The organism is Boseongicola aestuarii (genome assembly GCF_900184815.1).
Taxonomy (GTDB): domain Bacteria; phylum Pseudomonadota; class Alphaproteobacteria; order Rhodobacterales; family Rhodobacteraceae; genus Boseongicola; species Boseongicola aestuarii.
Window position 1 is genome coordinate 188,367 of the sequence record NZ_FXXQ01000002.1, and the last position, 21,085, is coordinate 209,451.

The 21,085-nt window shown below is 58.9% G+C and carries 24 protein-coding genes; 16 read left to right on the forward strand and 8 right to left on the reverse strand.

Annotation, left to right across the window (positions count from 1 at the left end; translation table 11 throughout):
• Window positions 1-69: 69 nt before the first annotated feature.
• From BOA8489_RS03850 to coxB, 5 genes are read right to left on the reverse strand one after another with little or no spacing between them, the layout of a single operon-like run.
• Window positions 70-876 carry a cytochrome c oxidase subunit 3 gene (locus BOA8489_RS03850; RefSeq protein ID WP_093972669.1) on the reverse strand — a complete coding sequence of 269 codons (807 nt, stop codon included), beginning with the start codon at window positions 874-876 and terminating at the stop codon, window positions 70-72.
• A gap of 21 nt (window positions 877-897) precedes the next feature.
• Window positions 898-1,506, reverse strand: a complete 609-nt coding sequence (locus BOA8489_RS03855) for a cytochrome c oxidase assembly protein (protein ID WP_245813653.1) — start codon at window positions 1,504-1,506, stop codon at window positions 898-900.
• Window positions 1,506-1,694: a cytochrome c oxidase system small membrane protein gene (locus BOA8489_RS03860; RefSeq protein WP_093972671.1), complete on the reverse strand. Its 189-nt coding sequence runs from the start codon at window positions 1,692-1,694 to the stop codon at window positions 1,506-1,508. Before BOA8489_RS03860 ends, BOA8489_RS03855 begins: the two co-directional genes overlap by 1 nt.
• On the reverse strand, window positions 1,694-2,623 hold the full coding sequence (cyoE, locus tag BOA8489_RS03865; protein WP_093972672.1) for a heme o synthase: 930 nt from the start codon (window positions 2,621-2,623) through the stop codon (window positions 1,694-1,696). Before cyoE ends, BOA8489_RS03860 begins: the two co-directional genes overlap by 1 nt.
• 11 nt (window positions 2,624-2,634) lie before the next feature.
• Window positions 2,635-3,516 (reverse strand): cytochrome c oxidase subunit II, encoded by an 882-nt coding sequence (gene coxB / locus BOA8489_RS03870; RefSeq protein WP_093972673.1) that lies wholly within the window; start codon window positions 3,514-3,516, stop codon window positions 2,635-2,637.
• 161 nt (window positions 3,517-3,677) lie between these two features.
• On the opposite strand from coxB, the gene tldD reads away from it, so the two are divergent.
• Window positions 3,678-5,102 carry a metalloprotease TldD gene (gene tldD, locus BOA8489_RS03875; RefSeq protein ID WP_093972674.1) on the forward strand — a complete coding sequence of 475 codons (1,425 nt, stop codon included), beginning with the start codon at window positions 3,678-3,680 and terminating at the stop codon, window positions 5,100-5,102.
• 205 nt (window positions 5,103-5,307) lie between these two features.
• Complete coding sequence (locus tag BOA8489_RS20365; protein WP_093972675.1) at window positions 5,308-5,736, forward strand: hypothetical protein; 429 nt, start codon at window positions 5,308-5,310, stop codon at window positions 5,734-5,736.
• Between the two features lie 80 nt (window positions 5,737-5,816).
• On the opposite strand, the gene BOA8489_RS20370 is transcribed toward BOA8489_RS20365, so the two are convergent.
• A complete protein-coding gene (locus BOA8489_RS20370) occupies window positions 5,817-6,215 on the reverse strand; it encodes a hypothetical protein (protein ID WP_176440203.1) in 399 nt (132 codons plus the stop codon).
• A 29-nt stretch (window positions 6,216-6,244) separates the two neighbouring features.
• On the opposite strand from BOA8489_RS20370, the gene BOA8489_RS03895 reads away from it, so the two are divergent.
• Window positions 6,245-6,772, forward strand: coding sequence for a helix-turn-helix transcriptional regulator (locus tag BOA8489_RS03895; RefSeq protein ID WP_093972677.1), 528 nt, complete (start codon window positions 6,245-6,247; stop codon window positions 6,770-6,772).
• 43 nt (window positions 6,773-6,815) lie between these two features.
• On the opposite strand, the gene BOA8489_RS03900 is transcribed toward BOA8489_RS03895, so the two are convergent.
• Window positions 6,816-7,235, reverse strand: a complete 420-nt coding sequence (locus tag BOA8489_RS03900) for a BLUF domain-containing protein (protein WP_093972678.1) — start codon at window positions 7,233-7,235, stop codon at window positions 6,816-6,818.
• A 464-nt stretch (window positions 7,236-7,699) separates the two neighbouring features.
• Here BOA8489_RS03900 and dprA point away from each other — a divergent pair, with 464 nt between their 5' ends.
• The 8 genes from dprA (at window position 7,700) to BOA8489_RS03940 (ending at window position 16,359) form a co-directional block, all read left to right on the forward strand.
• Window positions 7,700-8,827 (forward strand): DNA-processing protein DprA, encoded by a 1,128-nt coding sequence (gene dprA, locus BOA8489_RS03905; RefSeq protein ID WP_093972679.1) that lies wholly within the window; start codon window positions 7,700-7,702, stop codon window positions 8,825-8,827.
• 121 nt (window positions 8,828-8,948) lie between these two features.
• Window positions 8,949-11,513, forward strand: a complete 2,565-nt coding sequence (gene topA, locus BOA8489_RS03910) for a type I DNA topoisomerase (RefSeq protein WP_093972680.1) — start codon at window positions 8,949-8,951, stop codon at window positions 11,511-11,513.
• Between the two features lie 78 nt (window positions 11,514-11,591).
• Entirely contained in the window at window positions 11,592-12,296 is a 705-nt protein-coding gene (locus tag BOA8489_RS03915) for a CoA transferase subunit A (RefSeq protein WP_093972681.1), read from the forward strand.
• The gene (locus tag BOA8489_RS03920) at window positions 12,296-12,919 is read left to right on the forward strand and encodes a 3-oxoacid CoA-transferase subunit B (RefSeq protein ID WP_093972682.1); all 624 of its coding nucleotides are present in this window, start codon (window positions 12,296-12,298) and stop codon (window positions 12,917-12,919) included. Before BOA8489_RS03915 ends, BOA8489_RS03920 begins: the two co-directional genes overlap by 1 nt.
• Window positions 12,916-13,206, forward strand: a complete 291-nt coding sequence (locus BOA8489_RS03925; protein WP_245813654.1) for a GNAT family N-acetyltransferase — start codon at window positions 12,916-12,918, stop codon at window positions 13,204-13,206. Before BOA8489_RS03920 ends, BOA8489_RS03925 begins: the two co-directional genes overlap by 4 nt.
• Before the next feature lie 107 nt (window positions 13,207-13,313).
• Window positions 13,314-14,315, forward strand: a complete 1,002-nt coding sequence (locus BOA8489_RS03930; RefSeq protein ID WP_093973032.1) for a lysylphosphatidylglycerol synthase transmembrane domain-containing protein — start codon at window positions 13,314-13,316, stop codon at window positions 14,313-14,315.
• Entirely contained in the window at window positions 14,312-15,622 is a 1,311-nt protein-coding gene (locus BOA8489_RS03935) for an FAD-binding protein (protein WP_093972684.1), read from the forward strand. The genes BOA8489_RS03930 and BOA8489_RS03935 overlap by 4 nt, the downstream gene beginning before the upstream one ends.
• Window positions 15,622-16,359, forward strand: a complete 738-nt coding sequence (locus BOA8489_RS03940; RefSeq protein ID WP_093972685.1) for an SDR family NAD(P)-dependent oxidoreductase — start codon at window positions 15,622-15,624, stop codon at window positions 16,357-16,359. Before BOA8489_RS03935 ends, BOA8489_RS03940 begins: the two co-directional genes overlap by 1 nt.
• Window positions 16,360-16,383: 24 nt before the next feature.
• Here BOA8489_RS03940 and BOA8489_RS03945 read toward each other — a convergent pair whose 3' ends face one another.
• Complete coding sequence (locus BOA8489_RS03945; protein ID WP_245813655.1) at window positions 16,384-17,211, reverse strand: lytic transglycosylase domain-containing protein; 828 nt, start codon at window positions 17,209-17,211, stop codon at window positions 16,384-16,386.
• Window positions 17,212-17,607: 396 nt separating this feature from the next.
• Between BOA8489_RS03945 and BOA8489_RS03950 the strand changes: the two genes are divergently transcribed.
• The 5 genes from BOA8489_RS03950 (at window position 17,608) to BOA8489_RS03970 (ending at window position 21,081) form a co-directional block, all read left to right on the forward strand.
• Window positions 17,608-17,799, forward strand: a complete 192-nt coding sequence (locus BOA8489_RS03950; protein ID WP_093973033.1) for a Flp family type IVb pilin — start codon at window positions 17,608-17,610, stop codon at window positions 17,797-17,799.
• Between the two features lie 42 nt (window positions 17,800-17,841).
• Entirely contained in the window at window positions 17,842-18,033 is a 192-nt protein-coding gene (locus BOA8489_RS03955; protein ID WP_093972687.1) for a Flp family type IVb pilin, read from the forward strand.
• Window positions 18,034-18,231: 198 nt separating this feature from the next.
• On the forward strand, window positions 18,232-18,429 hold the full coding sequence (locus tag BOA8489_RS03960; protein ID WP_093972688.1) for a Flp family type IVb pilin: 198 nt from the start codon (window positions 18,232-18,234) through the stop codon (window positions 18,427-18,429).
• Window positions 18,430-18,597: 168 nt separating this feature from the next.
• Window positions 18,598-19,434 (forward strand): Flp pilus assembly protein CpaB, encoded by an 837-nt coding sequence (gene cpaB / locus BOA8489_RS03965; protein WP_093972689.1) that lies wholly within the window; start codon window positions 18,598-18,600, stop codon window positions 19,432-19,434.
• A gap of 222 nt (window positions 19,435-19,656) precedes the next feature.
• The gene (locus BOA8489_RS03970; protein WP_093972690.1) at window positions 19,657-21,081 is read left to right on the forward strand and encodes a type II and III secretion system protein family protein; all 1,425 of its coding nucleotides are present in this window, start codon (window positions 19,657-19,659) and stop codon (window positions 21,079-21,081) included.
• Window positions 21,082-21,085: the final 4 nt, after the last annotated feature.

Consider the following 21,085-nt stretch of genomic DNA (forward strand, 5'->3'; position numbering starts at 1 on the left):
AAGGCGCGGAAAATCCCCCGCGCCTTCTTCTGTTTCAAAATATCCCCGCCGGAGGCAAAGAAATCCTATTCAGCCACCCCAGACGTAGATCGCAGCGAAAAGGAACAGCCACACCACGTCCACAAAGTGCCAGTACCAGGCGGCCGCCTCGAACCCGACATGACGCTCCGGTGTGAAATCCCCGGCCCGCAAGCGCAGGTAACAAACGAACAGGAAGATTGTTCCGACCACAACGTGGAAGCCGTGGAAACCCGTCGCCATGAAGAAGTTCGCGCCATAAATATTGCCCGAGAACCCGAAGGCCGCATGGCTGTACTCGTAGGCCTGGAACGCGGTGAACAAAATGCCCAGAAGCACCGCCAGAATAAGGCCCGAGGCCACGTCCTTGCGGTTGTTCTCATGCGCCAGAGCATGGTGTGCCCATGTCGCCGCCGCACCCGAACACAAGAGGATCAACGTGTTGATCAGCGGCAAATGCCAGGGGTCGAACGTCTCAATCCCCACAGGCGGCCAGACACCATCCACCGCTGGCGACATCCCAGCCGGATCCATCGGATAGATCGCGTGCTTGAAAAAGCTCCAGAACCACGCTGCGAAGAACATGATCTCGGACATGATGAACAGGATGAACCCATAGCGCAGCCCAAGCCGAACAACCGGCGTGTGATCGCCAATCCGGCTTTCCGATACGACCTCGGACCACCACGCGAACATCACGTAGAGAACCACCGCCAGTCCGATGAAGAACATGAACGGCGTGACCTGGTGCATCCAGAGCACCGCCCCGAACAGCATGACAAAGCCACCGACAGCGCCAAGAAGCGGCCAGATCGAAGGGGCTAGAATGTGATAGTCGTGGTTTTTAGCATGCGCCATATTAGAGGTTCCCTCGGGCGTTTAGTTGATATCTTGCACTGTATCACCATCCGTGACCAGCGCCGCCTGCTTCGGGGCATAATCCTCCGGCAGGTCTGTTTCATAGAACGTATAGCTCAGCGTGATGACCGTGACATGGCTCGCGTCGGGGTCATCGAGAATTTCCGGCTCCACAAAGAAGCTCACCGGCATCAAAACGCGCTCACCCGGCTCCAGAACCTGAAGCTCAAAGCAGAAACACGCGATTTTCGAGAAGAACGCACCACCCGCGAAAGGCGCCACGTTATAAGCCGCCGTCCCGGCAATCGGGCGGTCGGTCGGGTTATAAGCCTCGTAAAAAGCCAAACCTTCCTGACCGATGCGGATTTCCATTTCCCGCTCGACCGGCTTGAACTCCCACGGCATGCCGCGCTCTTTCGAGGCATCAAACCGGATCTTGATCGTTTCCTGCAAAGGCTCGTCCATGGCGGCCTCGGCCACATCGGTCGCACCGCCCCAGCCCGTCACCCGGCAGAACCAGTCATACAAAGGCACCGATGCCCACGCGAGCGAGCCCATGAACACGATCACGCCGACAAGCTGCAAAACAGTCTTCTGCTTCGGGTCCATTGGTGTCTTCACGTCAGACATCAGTTCCCCTCCGCCGGCACCAATTCAGGGCGTACCGTGTGGTCAAATCCCTGAACCGACTCGCCATTGGTGACCTTCACAACCGTCAGTCCAAAGACCACCGCGACAAAGAACACCAGCGTCAACGCCACGCCGACGTTGCGCGACAAACGGCGACTGTGCAGATCATGTGTTGCTTTCAAATCCATCAGACCACACCCCCGGCCTTCAGCGCATAATCCACCAAAAGCGCGCCGAAATGCGCAAACAGATAATACAGCGAAAAGCGGAAGAACGCCTTCTCGACCTTGAAGTTGTCTTCCTCGGCCATAACTTCGTCACGCCGCCAAATCTTGTAAGCCCCGACAAGGAACCACGCGTTCAAAGCAACAGCAACAAGCAACGTCACCGGACCACCCACGCTGGTCAAAGCCAACCAGACCGGCACCGGCGCCAGCAAAACGGTATAGGCCAGAATGTGGTTCCGCGTGGCGCGACGCCCATGGGTCACCGTCAACATCGGCACACCTGCATCGTCATAATCCGAGCGCATGAACAAGGCCAACGCCCAGAAATGCGGCGGCGTCCACATGAAGATCACCGCGAACATCAGAACCGCTTCAACCGAGATCGACCCCGTCGCGGCAACCCAACCGATCAGCGGCGGGAAAGCACCCGCAGCTCCACCGATCACAATGTTCTGCGGCGTAGAACGCTTCAGCCACATCGTGTAAATGACCGCATAGAAAACAATCGTGAACGCCAGCAGGAACGCCGCTAAAAGGTTTGTCGCCAAAGCCAGCATCACGACCGAAATGCCCGAAAGGCCGACGCCGATGGCCAAAGCCTCGCCCGGCTCAACGCGCCCCGATGGCACCGGACGCTTCGCCGTCCGCCGCATCACCGCGTCGATATCCGCGTCATACCACATGTTCAGCGCGCCCGAGGCCCCCGCCCCGATCGCAATGAAAAGGATCGCCGCGAATGCCTCGACCGGATGCAGCGACACAGGCGCCACCAACAGACCGACAAGCGCCGTGAACACCACCAGCGACATCACCCGCGGCTTCAACAGCGCGAAGTAATCCCCGAAAGTCGGTTCATAATCGCGCGAAACGCTTGCTGAAATATCAGACATTCACTCGTCCCTTAGTCGGCCGAAGCTACCTGAACACTGTCGTCCACGATGCCTTGCGCAACCTTGGTTTCGGACAGCCAGGCATCGTAATCCGCCTGAGTTACAGCTTTAACCGTGATCGGCATATAAGCATGGCTCAGACCGCAAAGCTCGGAACACTGACCAAAGTAAATGCCCTCCATGCCCTCATCGACCTCGAACCAAAGCTCGGCCAGACGACCGGGAACGGCGTCCTGCTTCACGCCAAACGCCGGGATCGTCCACGAGTGGATCACATCCGCGCCCGTAACCTGAACCACGACTACCTTGCCGGTCGGAATCACGATCGACGTGTCCGTCGCCAACAGGAACTGCTCGTCCGTGTAACCGGCATCGGCCAACTGCTGAGACACATCCGGTGTCAGCATATTCCCTTCTGCGGCTCCGATCATGTAGCTTTCGAACTCGACGCCCTCGTCTACATATTCATAGCCCCAGTACCACTGATAGCCAGTCGCCTTGATGACCACATCGCCTTCCGGAATGATCTGCTCCTTGAACAGAACCGGCAGCGAGAACGCCCCGATAAAGACCAGAATGACGATCGGCACGACCGTCCATGCGACCTCAATCGGTGTATTGTGAGTGAACGTCTGTGGCTCGGGATTGTTCTTCTGGTTGAAGCGCAGGATCACGAAAAGCAGCAGACCCAGCACAAACAGGGTGATGATCGTGATGATGACCAAAAGGAAGTTATCCAGCCAAACCACATCCTGCATGATACCGGTCGCCTGAGGCTGGAAACCCAGCTTGCCGTCTACGGGTTGGCCGATGATTGGAAGGTCCTGAGCGAAAGCAGTTCCGGTGGCGGCAAAAGATGCGGCCAGTCCGGTAAGAAAGGTCGAAAGACGCATGTCGAAGATGGTCCTGTGTTTGTTGGTGTTCCCTGACCGCAAAAATCGCTTCCCACGGCACTGTTGTTCTTGGCGCCCTAGAAACCATATTACGTCCATGGGAACAAGACACGGCGTTGCGGCAAACAGCCGCCCGTCGACCCCGCATCAAAGGAAAACGCATGACCGACACAACCGCCTTCCGCCCGTTCGAAACGCTACTCGACGAAACCCGCGCGCTGTCGATGCTGCGCGAAGCCGTGGCCGGGGCCGATGATGGCGAATTGTTCCTCGAACGCCGCCGCTCGGAAATGCTCTCGTTCGACGACGGACGCCTCAAGAACGCCAGTTACGACGCCGCACAAGGCTTTGGGCTTCGTGCCGTCAAAGGTGAAACCGCCGGTTACGCCCATTCCACCGACATCACCGAACACGCTCTGAAACGCGCCGTAGACACCGCGCGCCTCGCGGTCGGCGACGGTGGCGGCACCCTCGCCGAGGCCCCCCGCGCCACCAATCAAAAGCTCTACGGCGACCATGATCCGATGGCCGACGCCGAATTTCCCGTCAAAATCGAAACACTTGCCGAGATCGACGCCTACGCCCGCTCCCTCGACAAACGCGTGATTCAAGTCTCCGCGAATCTCGCCGCCTCCATACAAGAGGTGGTGATTCTCCGCCCCGAAGGCCACTCGGTCACCGACACCCGCCCAATGACCCGACTCAATGTCTCGGTCATCGTCGAAGAAAACGGCCGTCGCGAAAGTGGTGGCTCCGGCGGCGGCGGGCGCACAACCCTTACCGGCCTCATTGACCCCGAGCACTGGAAATCCGCCGCCCGCGAAGCCCTGCGCATCGCCCTCGTCAACTTGGAGGCCGTCCCCGCCCGCGCCGGTGTGATGGACGTGGTCCTCGGTCCCGGCTGGCCCGGCATTCTCCTGCACGAAGCCATCGGCCACGGTCTCGAAGGTGATTTCAACCGTAAAGGCTCCTCCGCCTTTTCCGACCTCATGGGCAAACAGATCGCCTCCAAAGGCGTCACCGTCCTCGACGACGGCACCATCCCCGACCGGCGCGGCTCGATCACCATCGACGACGAAGGCACGCCCAGCGCAAAAAACACCCTCATCGAAGACGGCATCCTCGTCGGGTATATGCAAGACCGCCAGAACGCCCGCCTCATGGGCGTGCCCGCCACTGGCAACGGACGGCGCGAAAGCTATGCCCACGCCCCCATGCCCCGCATGACGAATACCTATATGCTCGGCGGCGACGCCACCCGCGAGGATATCGTCGCTGACCTGAAAGACGGCATCTACGCCGTTGGCTTCGGCGGAGGTCAGGTCGATATCACCTCGGGCAAATTCGTCTTCTCATGCACCGAAGCCTATCAGGTCAAAAACGGCCAGGTTGGCGCACCCGTCAAAGGCGCCACCCTCATCGGAGATGGCGCCACGGCCCTGAAACACATCCGCGCCATCGGCAACGACATGGCGCTGGACCCCGGCATGGGCACCTGCGGTAAGAACGGCCAATGGGTTCCGGTCGGCGTAGGCCAGCCCACCCTGATGATCGGCGGCCTGACGGTCGGCGGCTCGGCGACCTGATCCACCGGCCGTCACCCTTCACCGTCCATATCAGCCAAAAGTTGATGAAAGCCTCCGCATAATCCAAGGTTTATGCGCCTAAACCTCAGGCCAATGGCCGCGGCCCTAAACCTGTGGCCAATATCCTTGTGACGCAACGGATGCTGAAAAAACCGGGCGAAGCGCAGCCACGACGGCCTGCGCAGTTTCAGGAAAGACACTTGAGATGAAATACACACTCCCCCTCGCAACCGCCTTCGCCGTCTGGATGGGTGCGGCCCACGCCGATGACTTCACCGACCAGATTGTCATCAACCTGAAAGAGCTTGGCTATGACTATATCGAGATCAAGAACGGTCTCACGCAGGTCAAAGTCGAAGCCATTCGCGGCAACCAAAAACTCGAAGTCATCTACGACCGCGCCACCGGGCATATTCTGGAACGTGAAATGGAACGCGCCGACGATGACGATATCGGTCAGAGAGGCGTAGACATCAGCACAAGAAATCGCGACTTTCTTGATGACGACGATGATGATGATGATGGTCGCGACGACGATGATGACGACGACGACGACGACGACGACGACGACGATTATGATGACGACGATGATCATGATGATGACGAGGACGATGATGACAGCGACGACGACTGATCGCCGCGTCTGACTTTTCAAACCGCAGGCTCCGGTTGCCCCCGGAGCCTGTTAGGGGTTCAAGGATGCTAAAACGCCTTTTATTGATAGGTTTGCTCGCCTTCGCTGCCGCCCCGGCAATCGCGGACCAAAACGCGGTGCGCGATCACTATATCAACGCACTTCAGGAAGACGGCTACGAGGAAATCCGCGTCAGCCGGACCCTGCTCGGGCGCATGCGCTTTGTCGCCCTCAGCCCCGAGTTTCGCCGCGAACTCGTCGTAAACCCAAGTACCGGCATCGTTCTGCGTGACTACATCCGAGCCCTTCGGCGCGCGGACGAAGACGATGATCGTGATGATGATGACGACGATGATGATGATCACGACGATGACGATGACGATGACGATGACGATGACGATGACGTTGATGATGATCGCGACGACAAGGACGACGATCGTGGCAAAGACAGCGATGACGATTGACCCGTGTTGATCCACCGCCGCCCCGCCACACGAAAGCACCGCCCATGAAGAACCCAATGTTCCTTGCGGCGGTGCTGATTATTCAGGTCATCTGCGCGGCCTTTTTCGTCGTTCAAATCCTCGCCTCGGTTTTTGCCCTGCCCCTGCCACCGCTGTCCTGGACCTTCATCGAACTGATCGAAATCGGGGCCGCCATCGGCCTTGTCACCGGCGTCGGCGTCGGCATTCTGGCCCTGAAACAGGCGCGCGCCGAAACAGCCAAAGCCGAAGCCGCTCTGAAACGCGCGCAAAGCGCCTTCCGCGATGTGCTCGAAGACCTCTTCACCGACTGGCAGCTCACCCCTGCCGAACGCGATGTTGCGATCTTCGCCATCAAAGGCTTCTCAACTCTCGAAATGGCGTCCCTGCGCGGTGTCAGCGAAGGCACGATCAAAGCCCAGACCGCCGCAATCTACCGCAAAGCCGGCGTCACTGGCCGCCCCCAACTCCTCAGCCTGTTCATCGACGGACTGGTCGACGATACGACACCGCAATCGCCCCACCCTTCTTTGGGTCCCGAAAATCCCGGGTGAGCGAGCCAGAAGGGCCCGCGAGGGCAAAGCCCTCAACCACGCCTCAAGCGTCCATCCGCCCCTCGCCCTGCGCCACCCGCAACGCCGCGAACATTGCCCGCACTTCCTCCGGCGTGGCCCGCTCCGCAGCCCCGTCAGCCATCTCGGCCTCGCTCCAGATCTCACTCTCGGCCGGATCGTGCAGCATCGCCCAGTCCCCGAACAGCCGCTCAGAAACAGCCTCCCCGACCAATTGCACGACATTCACGTGCCGGTCGTCCCGCTCGATCCGCTGAAACGCGGCCCGCACATTTGCCTCGGGCCCTTCCAGCAACTGCACGAAAATATCATGACGACAGACCAAAGCGCCGGTAATCGCGTCGCGCGTATTGCACCGCCGTGCGTCCAGCAAAATCCCGGCCAACGAAGTCTCGTCGAACCCGAAGGGCCGCGAGCGATAAATGATCTGAAAAAGGTCCGACACGCACCCGCACTCCTGAAACTCCGGAGCACCGACCGGCGACCCTCGCCCAAGCTTAGGCCCTCCGCGTCAGGATGTCTTGAGCGTTTACCAGACCTTTACCTTTTCTGCGCGCGTTGTCTTAACCATGACCGGCAGCGAACGGTCGCACTGACGCGATACCGACGTTACACCGACGCGATACCGACGTGGCCAAATCGTCGAAATCCCCAATGTATGAACAGCGACTCACCCGGTAATGCAATCGCGTCGCCATACCGCACCCCGCGCGCGCAGCACCGCGCGCGCCTGCAACGCTGCGCCTTCGTCCGGAATTTATCCGCTGGCAGTGTCACGGGGTGAATCTCCGCCGGACATTCCCCTGATCTGTGACCTCCCCATAAATAGCGAGGACGATAAAATTCAACATTAATGGCCCATTAACCGACTCCCCCGATAACCAGATTCAGCAAGCAGACTGAGACAGGATGGCCAAGGATTTAATCCCTTCCACCTACCCTCTCACCCCACCCCTCACAGAGGAAGAGTGGCTCACCTGGCTCCGTCTCTTGCGATCACGCCGCGTCGGTATCTCCACATTTTACAGACTTCTCAGTGAGTTCGGCGACGCCGCAGCAGCCCTCGACGCCTTGCCCGGCATCGCCCGCGACGCAGGCCTCACCGAATACCGCGCCGCACATCCCGACGACATAAGACGTGAATGGGACAGCGCCCGACGCACCGGCGCCCAGCCCATTGCCATCGGCTCGCCCGCCTATCCGGACCGCCTCGCCGACATAACAGACGCCCCGCCGATCCTGTGGACCATCGGCAACCCCGACTACCTCGCCCGGCCCACCATCGCCATTGTCGGTGCCCGCAACGCCTCATCGCTCGGAACCCGCACCGCCCGTCGCCTCGCCGCCGACCTCGGCGCGGCAGGCTTTGCGATTGTCTCGGGCCTTGCCCGCGGCGTCGACACCGCCGCCCATATCGCCGCGCTCGACACCGGCACCATCGCCGTCATGGCCGGCGGTGTCGACGTGATCTATCCAAAGGAAAACACCGTTCTTGCTCAGGAAATCGCAGAAAAAGGCTGCCGCATCAGCGAGATACCTATCCACGAAACACCCACCGCGCACCACTTCCCGCGCCGCAACCGCCTTGTCTCCGGCCTTGCACAAGCCGTCGTCGTCGTGGAGGCCGCGGCGAAATCCGGCAGCCTCATAACAGCCCGCACAGCTCTCGATCAGGGCCGCGACGTGCTTGCCGTCCCCGGCCACCCCTTCGACGCCCGCGCTTCGGGCTGCAACATGCTGATCCGCGATGGCGCCACCCTCGTGCGCTCGGCCCAAGACGTCATTGACACACTCGCGCGCCCGACACCGTCCCGTGAAACCGCGCCTATCCCCGCCGAAATCCCCCGTCCCGCTGCTGACACCCGCGCGCTCCATCAGCAAATCCTCGAACGAATAGGCCCCTCACCCACCCCCGAAGACGAGGTCATCCGTGACCTCAACATCAGCCCCGACACGCTCCTTCCCGAGATCGCCGCGCTCGAAATCTTGGGCGCGATCCAGCGCGACGCGGGCGGCCTGTTGCGCCGCCTCGAATAGCCGCAAAGCAAGCGCACCCGGGCACCAATTGCCACCCCGAGGAAGATGCGCCGTTGACAACACCCAAAACGCCCCCACATGTTCCGGCGCGCAGACCCCCGGTTCCCTTGAAAGGTTTTTCATGCCAGTCGTCGTTGTCGAATCTCCGGCTAAAGCCAAGACAATAAACAAATATCTCGGCTCCGATTATACCGTTTTGGCAAGCTATGGGCATGTACGTGACCTTCCCCCGAAAGACGGATCCGTCGATCCGGACAACGAATTTTCGATGAAATGGGAGGTCGCGTCTGATTCCAAGAAGCACATCAAGGCCATTGTTGACGCTCTGAAAGACGACCCCGAACTGATCCTCGCAACAGACCCCGACCGCGAAGGCGAGGCAATAAGCTGGCACCTTGAGGAGGCGTTGCGCGCGCGCAAAGTCCTCAAAAAAGACACCCCAGTCAGCCGAGTCGTTTTCAACGCAGTCACCAAAGCCGCCGTCACCGAGGCGATGAAAAACCCCCGTCAGGTCGATATCGATCTGGTCGAAGCCTACCTCGCCCGCCGTGCGCTGGACTATTTAGTCGGCTTTAACCTTTCTCCGGTACTGTGGCGCAAATTGCCCGGCGCGAAATCCGCCGGACGCGTGCAATCGGTCTGCCTGCGCCTGATCGTTGAGCGCGAGATGGAGATCGAAAAGTTCCCCGCGCAGGAATACTGGACCGTGAAAGCCCTGCTTTCCACGCCCCGTGGTCAGGAATTCGACGCACGACTGACCGTCCTTGGCGGCAAAAAGCTCGATAAATTCGACATCCCGAACGCAACCGCCGCCGAACTGGCCGTTCAGGCCATCAACAGCCGCGACCTCACCGTTAAATCGGTCGAGGCAAAGCCCGCCAACCGCAATCCCTCGCCGCCCTTCATGACGTCGACGTTGCAACAGGAAGCCAGCCGCAAATTCGGCTTTGGCGCCCGCCAGACCATGCAGGTCGCCCAGCGTCTCTATGAGGCCGGCCACATTACCTACATGCGGACTGATGGCATCGACATGGCCCCCGAAGCCGTGACCGCAGCCCGCGATGCAATCAAGGCCCGCTACAACGCGAAATACGTCCCCGACAGCCCGCGAATTTATAAAAACAAGGCGAAAAACGCTCAGGAAGCCCACGAGTGCATCCGCCCAACCGAGATGACGGCCGACGCCGAAAGCCTGAGTTTGCGCGATTCGGACCAGAGAAAGCTCTACGACCTGATCTGGAAACGTACGCTGGCCAGCCAGATGGCTAGCGCGCAGATGGAGCGCACCACCGTCGACATCGCCAGCCGCGACGGTCAGGTCGAACTGCGCGCGACCGGTCAAGTCGTTCTTTTCGATGGATTTATCCGTGTCTACGAAGAAGGTCGCGACGACGTTGTCGATGACGACGACAAGCGTCTGCCGCAGATCATGGAAGGCGAAAAGACCGACAAGAAATCCGTTTCACCAGAACAGCATTTCACCCAGCCCCCGCCCCGCTACACCGAAGCGACGCTGGTCAAACGCATGGAAGAACTCGGCATCGGCCGCCCCTCGACCTACGCGTCGATCGTCACCACAATTCAGGACCGCGGTTACGTCCACAAAGACAAGAACCGCCTCTTTCCCGAGGACAAAGGCCGTCTCGTCATCGCCTTCCTCGAAAACTATTTCCGCCGCTATGTCGGCTATGAATTCACCGCGAACCTCGAAGAAGAGCTTGACGACATCACCGCCGGAAGCCGTGAATGGCAGGATGTTCTGGCCCGTTTCTGGCGCGATTTCAAAGCGGCCATTGAAGAAACCGCCGACCTTCGGATCACCGAAGTTCTTGAGAAGATTAACGAAGTTCTCGAACCTCACCTCTTTCCACCAACCGAGGACGGCGGCGATCCGCGTCTCTGCCCGAACTGTGGTGCGGGCCGTTTGTCCATGCGCACCGCCCGTTCCGGCGGCGCGTTCATCGGTTGCTCGAACTACCCCGAATGCCGCTACACTCGCGCCTTCGGCCCTCCCGGAACCGAGCCCGAAAGCTCGATCCCACCGGAAGGCAAGATGCTTGGAACGGATGAAGGCGACAACATCTGGGTTCACAAGGGCCGCTTTGGCCCCTACGTGCAGCGCGGCGAATTGACCGAAGAGAACAAGAAGCCACCACGTCAGTCGATCCCGAAAGAGTGGCCGCCAGAAGACGTCGATCTTGAACAAGCCGTCAAGCTCTTGTCCTTGCCCCGCAAAATCGGCCCGCACCCTGACGACGGCGTACCGATCTGGGCAAACATCGGTCGCTACGGCCCGTACCTGAAATACGCTGAAAGCACTTCAGACCGCGGCGGTGTGAACGCCAACCTCGAAAGCATTGATGAAGTCTGGACCGTCGGCATGAACCGTGCGGTTGAACTCATCGCCGAGAAAGTCGCCTCGCGCGGTCGTCGCGGGGCGGCGAAGACGCTGAAAGACCTGGGCGAACACCCCGAAAGCGGGGGCAATATCTCGATCATGGACGGCAAATACGGGCCGTACGTGAAATGGGAAAAGGTCAATGCGACCCTGCCAAAGGAAACCAGCCCGGACGATCTGACAATCGCACAAGCGGTTGACCTCATTGACGCAAAGGCCGCGACCAAGGGCAAGAAAAAGGCGCCGGCAAAAAAGAAAGCGCCCGCGAAGAAAAAGAAGGCAAGCTGATCGCGCTGCACCGCAGCGATTGACTCTCGCCTGCCTGCGCGTCACAAGATTGCGCAACAACGGCAGGGGAGCGTTCTCATGAAAAAAGTCTACGGTTCCGCAGCAGAGGCCCTTGATGGCCTGTTGCGCGACGACATGCTCATAGCTGCGGGCGGCTTTGGATTGTGCGGCATCCCCGAACTGCTTTTGCAGGCGATAAAGGAAAGCGGCGTCAAAGACTTGACGTTCGCCTCCAACAACGCAGGCGTCGACGATTTCGGGATCGGCATCCTTCTTCAGACGAAGCAGGTCCGCAAAATGATCAGCTCCTACGTCGGCGAGAACGCCGAATTCATGCGCCAGTATCTGTCGGGCGAGCTAGAGCTTGAATTCAACCCCCAGGGCACCCTGGCCGAGCGGATGCGTTCGGCGGGTTGTGGCATCCCTGGTTTCTACACCAAGACGGGCGTCGGCACCGTCATCGCCGAGGGCAAGGAACACAAGGAATTCAACGGCGAAACTTATATCCTCGAACACGGCATCTTCGCCGACCTGTCGATCGTGAAGGCGTGGAAAGCCGACGAAACCGGCAACCTCGTTTTCCGCAAGACCGCGCGCAATTTCAATCCTCCGGCCGCGATGTGCGGCAAGGTCTGCGTCGCCGAAGTCGAAGAAATCGTCCCCGTCGGCAGTCTCGACCCGGACAAAATCCACCTGCCGGGTATCTACGTGCACCGCCTCATTCAGGGCGATCACGAAAAACGCATTGAACAGCGCACCGTACGCAAGCGGGAGGAAGCATAATGCCTTGGGATCGTAATCAAATGGCCGCCCGCGCGGCTGAGGAACTTGAAGACGGCATGTATGTGAACCTCGGCATCGGCATCCCGACGCTGGTTGCAAATTACGTTGGTGACAAGGACATCACCCTGCAATCCGAGAACGGCATGTTGGGTATGGGCCCTTTCCCCTTTGAAGGCGAAGAAGACCCCGATCTCATAAACGCCGGCAAGCAAACCATCACCGAACTGCGCCGCACGTCCTATTTCGACAGTGCCCAGTCCTTTGGAATGATCCGTGGCGGCAAGATCGCCGCGGCCATCCTTGGCGCAATGGAAGTCAGCGAAAAGGGCGATCTGGCGAACTGGATGATCCCAGGGAAACTGGTCAAGGGCATGGGCGGCGCGATGGACCTCGTTGCTGGCGTCGGCCGTGTGATCGTCGTGATGGACCACACCAACAAACACGGTGAGTCCAAAGTGTTGAAGGAATGCACCTTGCCCCTGACCGGCAAGGCCGTCGTTGACCTCATCATCACAAATCTTGGCGTTCTCGAAGTCGGCCACAAAGGTCTGCACATCCTCGAATGCGCCGACGGCGTCAGCCACGACGACATCCGCGCAGCCACCGAGGCGACTATCGTTTGACGACCGACGGCATCCGTAAGGAGGTCAATGGATCGAAGGGACGGTATGTTTTAACCCGAGACGGGGCAGAGGCCGAGCTGACCTTTTCGATCGCCTCTCCAACTTTGGTGATCGCAGACCATACTGCGGTCCCCGACACGCTTCGCGGCACAGGCACGGGCGCGCGGCTTGTTGAACACTTCGTCGCCGATGCCCGCGCCCAGGGCTTCAAGATCGTCCCACTGTGTCCGTTCGTGAACCGGCAACGGGCCAAAAACCCCGAATGGGCGGACAGTTTCAGCGTCTAGACGCGGCGTATCGCACGTTTTGCAAAAAATCGTGTATTTACTGTTCATGAATTCGAAACAGCATCACAATATCGCCTAAATCTGTTGCTAATCGACAACCAATGGCCATGAGTAACGTTTCACCCCCTCCCCACGTAGCAGGCACCGCACAGCCGTCCCGGCGGCTCCGCGACCTGTTGTTGATCGGCAGCCTCGTCGCTTTGGTGCTGGCGGGGCTGATAGGTCTTGCCGTTGCGACCGGATGGCAAGAAACGATCGCAGCAGTCCGAAACCTGTCGATTATTGAAATCATTGCACTTTTAGCCCTTAGTTTGGTGAACTACGGGCTGCGCGGGGTGCGCTGGCATCTCTTTGCCAACAGGCTGGGCTTGCCGACTGGACTGACACAGGATTTGCGACACTTCCTCGGAGGCTTTGCGATGTCGGTCACGCCCGGGCGCATCGGTGAGCTTGTGCGGATGCGGTGGCTGCAACGCGAAACAGGTTGGCCGTTCGACAAAACGGCGCCGCTTGTGCTGGTGGACCGCGCCTCAGATCTCGCGGCGATGGCGATCCTGCTTGCTCTCGCTCTGGCCTTTTCGACCACGGGCGTCGCCGGTGGTGCTCCGGTAGCAATCCTCGCCCTCATCGCCGCCTTTATCGCGACCCGCCCGCGCTTGATGCGCGCCGCCGGTGACGCATCCCACGTCGCCAGTGCGCGCCGCTTCCCGCGTCTGTTCGCTCGCGTGCGCCGCGCCGCGAAATCACTGACCGCATTTCAAGGTCCAACCGTTCTCCTTGCCGCGGGCGCGTTAGGTGTCATCGGATGGCTTGCCGAAGGCTGGGCCTTTCATCTGTTACTGGTCTGGATGGGGGCCGAAATCGGTTTTTGGACAGCCGTCGGAATATTTGTGTTCGCAACCCTCGCAGGCGGGCTCACAGGTGCACCGGGGGGGCTCGGAGGCGCCGAAGCCGCAATGGTCGCGCTTCTGGTCGGTTCCGGCACGCCCTTGGAAATCGCCTTGCCCGCGACGCTTATTATCCGCCTCACGACGCTATGGTTCGCCATCGCAATCGGACTTCTTGTCTTTCCCCTTGCTGAACGACACTCGAAAATGAGTACGCCATGACTTGGAAAACCACTGATTATTGCGGCTGGGGCCGCGTTCACTCGGCACACGGTCCGCTGGCCCGCCCCGAGCGCGCCTCGGCGCTGGCCACAATCGCAGAAAAAACCCCCGCGCCAGCTGTCGGGATGCGCCGCAGCTACGGCGACGCCTGTCTAAACGACGCAGGTCGCATGATCGACATGACGCGCATGGATCGCGTGCTTGAGTTCGATCCGGCCACAGGTGCACTTCACATCGAGGCGGGTGCCCAAATTGGCCAGATATTGAAGATCTTCGCACCAAAAGGCTGGCTCCCCCCAGTCATGCCAGGCACCGGCTTTGCCACCGTCGGCGGCGCGATTGCGATGGATGTCCACGGCAAGAATCACCACGGCGCAGGCTCGTTCGGGATGCATGTTACAGAAATCACGCTGATGATGCCCAAGGGTCCAAAGGTCGTAACGCCCGCGAAAAACAGCGCTCTATTCAAGGCCACCGTCGGTGGACTGGGCCAAACCGGTCCCATTATGTCAGCGCGTCTGCAAATGCTGCGCGCAAAAGGCGACGTGATGATCGTGACCGAGCGTCGCGTCGAAGCCTGGAACGAATTCCTCGCTCTGCTTGACGCCTCCGAGGCCACCTATACCGTCGGCTGGATCGATGCGACCGCGCGCGGTGACCAACTCGGTCGCGGGATTCTCGAAGAGGCCGAAACCGGCGCTGGCCTGATCCCGCCTGCCAAACGCGGCAAGCGCATTCCCTTCGATGCACCGGACATGGCTTTGTCGCCAACTGTTGTGCGCACGTTCAATGCCGCCTACTGGCGACGCGTGCCGGACAAGGGGCGCACCGTGGTCAAACACATCGACAACTTCTTCTTCCCGCTGGACAAGATCCACGACTGGAACCGACTTTACGGCAAATCCGGGTTTCACCAGTTCCAATGCGTTGTACCGATCGAGGCCGCCGATGACTTGCGCGCCATGCTGGAACGGATCGCAGGGTCAGGCCTCGCCTCGCCCCTGGCGGTATTGAAACGCATGGGCCCCGGACGCGCTGGATATATGTCCTTCCCGATGGAAGGCTATACGCTCGCTGTTGATTTTCCCAACCGCGCTGCGGCTCGGCGCCTGATCGGCGAACTTGAGGCGGCGACCGTCGTGGCTGGTGGCCGGATCTACCTTGCCAAAGATGCGCTGGCCGGACCGGACACGGTGCGTGGGATGTACCCAGAGTTTGCCGCATGGTCGAAAACCGTTCAAAAGGCAGATCCGGACGGACACTATATGACCGACCTTGTCCGCCGCCTGAAATTGAGGACCGCCTGATGTCACAAACCTGGATCATCCTCGGTGCCACGTCGACCATAGCCCGCAGCTTTGCGCGTCTTGCCTCTGACAGCGGTGACGGCGTTCTTCTCGCTGGGCGCGACATCGCTGACATGCAGGCCACCGCATCCGATTGCGCTGCGCGCGGGGCGCCCCTGGCCGAAGTCATCGCTTTTGATGCCCGCGATGCGGCAAGCTTCAGCGCGATTCTCAAGCGCGCATCCGATATTGATGGCACGCTCAGCGTCGCCGTATTTGTCGGCTCGATGCCGACACAGGATGCTATGGACGCGGACCCTTCGCTAATTGCCGGCACAGTCACGGACAATTTCACCGGACCGGCAATTTTTCTAACAATGATCGCCCCCATCCTCGAGGCACGTGGAAATGGCACCGTTGTCGGTGTCGGCTCTGTTGCAGGGGACCGGGGCAGAATCGGCAACTATATCTACGGTGCCGCCAAGGCCGGGTTTCACACTTACCTGTCGGGTTTGCGCAATCGCATGGGCCGCAAGGGCGTGCACGTCATGACCGTGAAACCGGGCACCGTCGACACTGCGATGACATGGGGCATGGAAAAACTGCCATTCCTCGCCCAGCCAGAGAAAATCGCGGCTGATATCCTTCGCGGTGCAAACGGTCAGAAGAACATACTATACACGCCGCTGATCTGGTGGCCCGTGATGACGGTGATCCGGCTTATCCCCGAACGCATTTTCAAGAAGCTTCAGGTCTAGCCGAGGCGCGCAGTAGACGTGCCTTCAGTTGCTTGAAACAACGCTTGGCCCGACGAACACACAGCCATCCGTCACAAGCTCGGGCGGCGTAAGGCATAGGCCTCGTGCGACATTCCATGCGGCAAGGACTTTGGGCACATAGGCCCGCGTTTCAGCAAAGGGCGGAACGCCTTCGTGCTTGTCCACCGCCCCCTCACCCGAGTTATAGGCCGCCAGCGTCATGACCGGATCGCGGTCAAATCGTTTCAAAAGCCAATCGAGGTAAGCAACGCCCCCACGAATATTGGCGCGCGGTTCAAAACTATCATCTACGCCAAAGCGCGCAGCCGTCGCGGGCATCAGCTGCATCAGACCTTGCGCGCCCGCATGGCTTTCGGCGTCGATGCGCCCCGCGCTTTCTATGGCGATAACCGCCAGAACAAGCGCAGGTGACACCTCGGTGCCAATCGTCGACGTCAAGATATCGATACCGTGACGCTCCGAAATGGATTTCAAAGTCTGCAGACGCGGTGTCCCTATCTTTGTCGCACCGCGCTGAACGGCAATAAGAGCATCCTGAAAGCGATCCGCCGGGTTCGCGTTGACGGCCGGACTAACCGCCTGCCAGTACCAGGAAAAGTCTACGACATCAGCAGGTATCAGCCCTGCAGGTATTTGAGTGGCCGCAGCAGGACGCGGATCGCCCGGGCGGCGCGGGACCTCTCCGGGCGTAATCCGAAAGACTTCCTGGTTAGGATCGATCTGAACCGTGATTCTGGAGCCGCCATTGTTCTGCGGCACTCCTACACGCTTAAAGGTAAAATCACCGCCTGCCTGCCCGGTTTGGGCCAGAGCAGGCGATGTAAAACCCATAACGGCCACTGCGGCACAAATAAATATCTGTGAAATATACAAAAGATTCATCTCTTTCATTCACTGCTTACACAAAGATGTCGCAAAACGCAGTCTCCGGCACCAGTCCTTTTGGGCGGATTGTTCTCAACTCTTGGAAAGTGATGCAATGTCAGCATGCTTTGAAGCCCATTCCGAAACGCTGCCAACCTATGAATCTATATATTTCAGCTGGTTAGCATAAATCTGCAGTTCCCACCATCCCGAACGAAAATTGTACGACACGGGTCAAACTCTCGCCCCAATTCAGGGTCCATATAAGCCCATGCCAAGACGGCATTGGATCGAACGTGAGAGGCCGATCCGCTCAGTCGTCAGGGTTTGATTGTAACTGAGCGTACTCGAATGGAGGGACACATGAAACTGTTCAACGCTTTTCTTAAAGACGAATCCGGTGCCGTAACGGTCGACTGGGTTGTACTCACCGCGGCTATCGTTGGTCTCGGCATCGCTGTTCTGACGTCCGTTGGTGGTGGTACGACCACGCTTGCCGATAACGTCTCGTCTTCGCTGGCTGGAACCTCCGTTTCGACGGCGTCAAGCTTTTAACTAATCCGGCAATCGGCCGATCTGAAATCTAGGAGAAATCACATGAAACTTTTTAACACATTCCTCAATGACGAATCTGGCGCTGTAACGGTTGACTGGGTTGTGCTTACAGCAGCCATCGTTGGCCTCGGCATCGCTGTTCTGACGTCCGTTGGTGGTGGTACGACCACGCTTGCCGACAACGTCTCGTCTTCGCTGGCCGGAACCGCCGTTTCGACGGAAACATCGTTCTAACAAGAGTGAAGCAGTAGCGCATATGCGTTCTGTCAACCGAACGAACTTTGAAGGCCACGCCCTGAGGCGTGGCCTTCAATATATTGGAAACTATCTATTGCATTGATTTAGCGTACATAACTGATTCCTGCCGCAGTTCGGCCACATTGGCGTGTGACTAGGGTTCTGAGTTCTTTTGAAGGATACGGAGGTTTGCCAATGACAGAATTACTGAAAAGCTTTTTTCGCGACGATAGTGGGGCAGTGACCGTTGATTGGGTTGTGCTCACAGCGGCCATAGTTGGCCTTGGATTTGCTGTCATCACAACAGTTGGCAGAGGCGCCATCGATACGTCTACCGGCCTCGGTGCAGTGCTTGCCAGCAAAGAAGTTACGCGAGACTACCGCGAGAACTGATCCGCTTATGAAAGCGCGGACGAAACAGGGTCCGGACGAGTCAACATTGCACGAGATCTCCTCGTTCTATCCACTGTTTCGACACAATCTGGCGCCATTAAAGCAGAAGAAATTTGGGTGGAAAGGCCGTGATCTGCGCGACCTGACCGTAAACTGAGAGGAAATGAGATGCGTGTACTGTTCGGATTTGTCCTTTTGATCGGACTTGGTCTGGCTGGCGGTGCGGTCTATCTGGCACGCGATTATATCGGCCAACAACAAGCCCAGCTCGCAGAGGCAGAGCGCGCCAAGCAAGCGATCGTTCCGACCGAGGAAGTATATGTCGCGAACAAGGCACTTCGCTACGGTCAAACACTGACGATCGACGACGTCAAAAAAGTCCGCTGGCCGCGTGCCGCTATCCCGCAAGGCGCTTTCACCTCTGAAGAAGATTTGTTCCCGATGGGTGTTTCGGTGCCAAGATCGGTGCTTCGCGCCGTCGAGCCGACTGAAGCAATCCTCGCGGTCAAGGTGACCAACCCCGGCCAGGACGCGGGCGTCTCGTCCCGCCTGAGCCCAGGCATGCGTGCTTTCACGATCCGCACCGATGTCACATCCGGCGTGTCGGGCTTTCTGTCCCCGGGCGACCGCGTTGACATCTACTGGACGGGCAATCAGGGCGGCAAAAGCATAACCAAACTCATCGACTCCAGCGTAGATATCATTGCGATCAACCAGTCCGCCGACGAAGACCGCAATGGTCCTGTCGTCGCCCGCACCGTGACGGTTGAAGTCAATCCACGCCAAGTGGCATCGTTGGCGCAGGCGCAAACAACGGGTCGCTTGTCGCTCTCGCTTGTCGGCGCAGACGATCAGGTGGTGTCCGAGGTAGTGGAAATTGACCAGCGCGACCTCCTCGGCATCGTTGAAGAAAAGGTTGTCGAAGCTCCGAAAGAGAAGGTCTGCACGGTGCGTCGACGCAGTGGAGAAGAGATTGTTGTGGTGCCAATCCCCTGCACTAACTAACAAACGGACCAGAAAGCTTGTCAGAATCTAAAAAACGCGCCACCATATGAAGTGGCGCGTTTTACGTTTGGCGCAATGATTGGGAAGTGTGTTGCGGGTTATCCACATAAGCTTTCGCATTTAACGTCCTGATTGTTGCAATAAATTAACGCTTGCCGCATCGTGCCCCATATGCGGGCGTTGAGACCCGGAAATAGAGGCGTGATCGGAAAGGCAGGTCACATGACATGCACTAGGTTTTTAAAAGCGGCGATGTTGAGTTTCGCCGTAACAACAGCGGCGGTGTCCCAGGGTGGGGCTCAGTCTTTGACGGTGATGCAGGGGGAAGTTTCGTCCGCACTTCAGGTTCCAATGAACCGGGCAGTGGTTGTCGAGGCTGAAAACCCATTCGCCGAACTTTCAATCGCCAACCCAGGCATCGCGGATATTTCCACGCTGTCGGACCGGACAATTTATGTTTTGGGTAAGGCGCCTGGCCGCACGACCCTGACGCTTCTTGGTCCAGACGGGCGGCTTATTACTAACGTCGAAGTTCAGGTCACTCCGGACGTCGCAGAGTTCAAGGAACGCCTGCGTCAAATTCTTCCGGGTGAAGCCATCGAAGTGCGCACAGCAAATGACGGTATTGTACTGTCGGGCGTTGTGTCTTCAATCGAACGCCTCGACCGGGCCCTTGATCTTGCAAACCGCTATGCGCCAGACCGCGTATCCAACCTCATGGTTGTCGGCGGCACACAGCAAGTGATGCTCAAAGTTCGGTTCGCCGAAGTTCAGCGTCGTATCATCAAGGACTTGTCCGCCGGCCTTAACATTATCCAGGCAGGTAGCGACGCGGTCGTCTCGGCAGCAGCGGGCTCAGGCTCACTTGTTGCCGGCTCAGACCTTGGTGATCCGGCATCGACTATTCTTAACCTCGACAACACATCCGTCGGCCAGTTTGGTATTGGTTTCGATGTGGGCAGCGTTGGATTTGGTGTGCTTCTCGAAGCGCTTGAAACCAAGAACCTCGTGCGCACACTGGCAGAACCTAACCTGACAGCTCTCTCCGGTCAGGAAGCAAGCTTCCTTGCAGGCGGCGAGTATCCGATCCCGGTTTCCGGTGCGGATGGCGCGGTCACAATCGACTACAGACCTTACGGCGTGCAGCTTTCGTTCATTCCACGGGTCGTTGACGGACATCGCATCAACCTTGAACTTAATGCGGCAGTCTCCTCGATCGATCTGGGAACGTCGGTGACGAACTCGGGCTTCCAGGTCAACGGCTTCAACGTTCGCGAAACACGAACAACTGTTGAGATGCTGGACGGACAAAGCTTTGCAATTGCGGGCTTGTTGCAGGACGACTTCACGGACTCTGCAGCGCAGGTGCCTTGGCTGGGCGATATTCCGGTCCTCGGAGCCTTGTTCCGCAGCGCGAACTACCAGCGTGATCAGTCAGAGCTGGTGGTTATCATCACACCGCATCTGGTCACACCAACGCGTGGTGAAGCCCTTGCCCTTCCAACAGACCGTATTCGTATCCCAACGGAATCCGAGCTGTTCCTCTTTGGACAGACTGCACGTCCGGCGGGTGCACCCCGCTCAGGCGCGGCAGCTGAAGTTGCCAAGCAGGACTTTGGCGGTTCCTACGGCTACGTGATGGAGTGAGAGA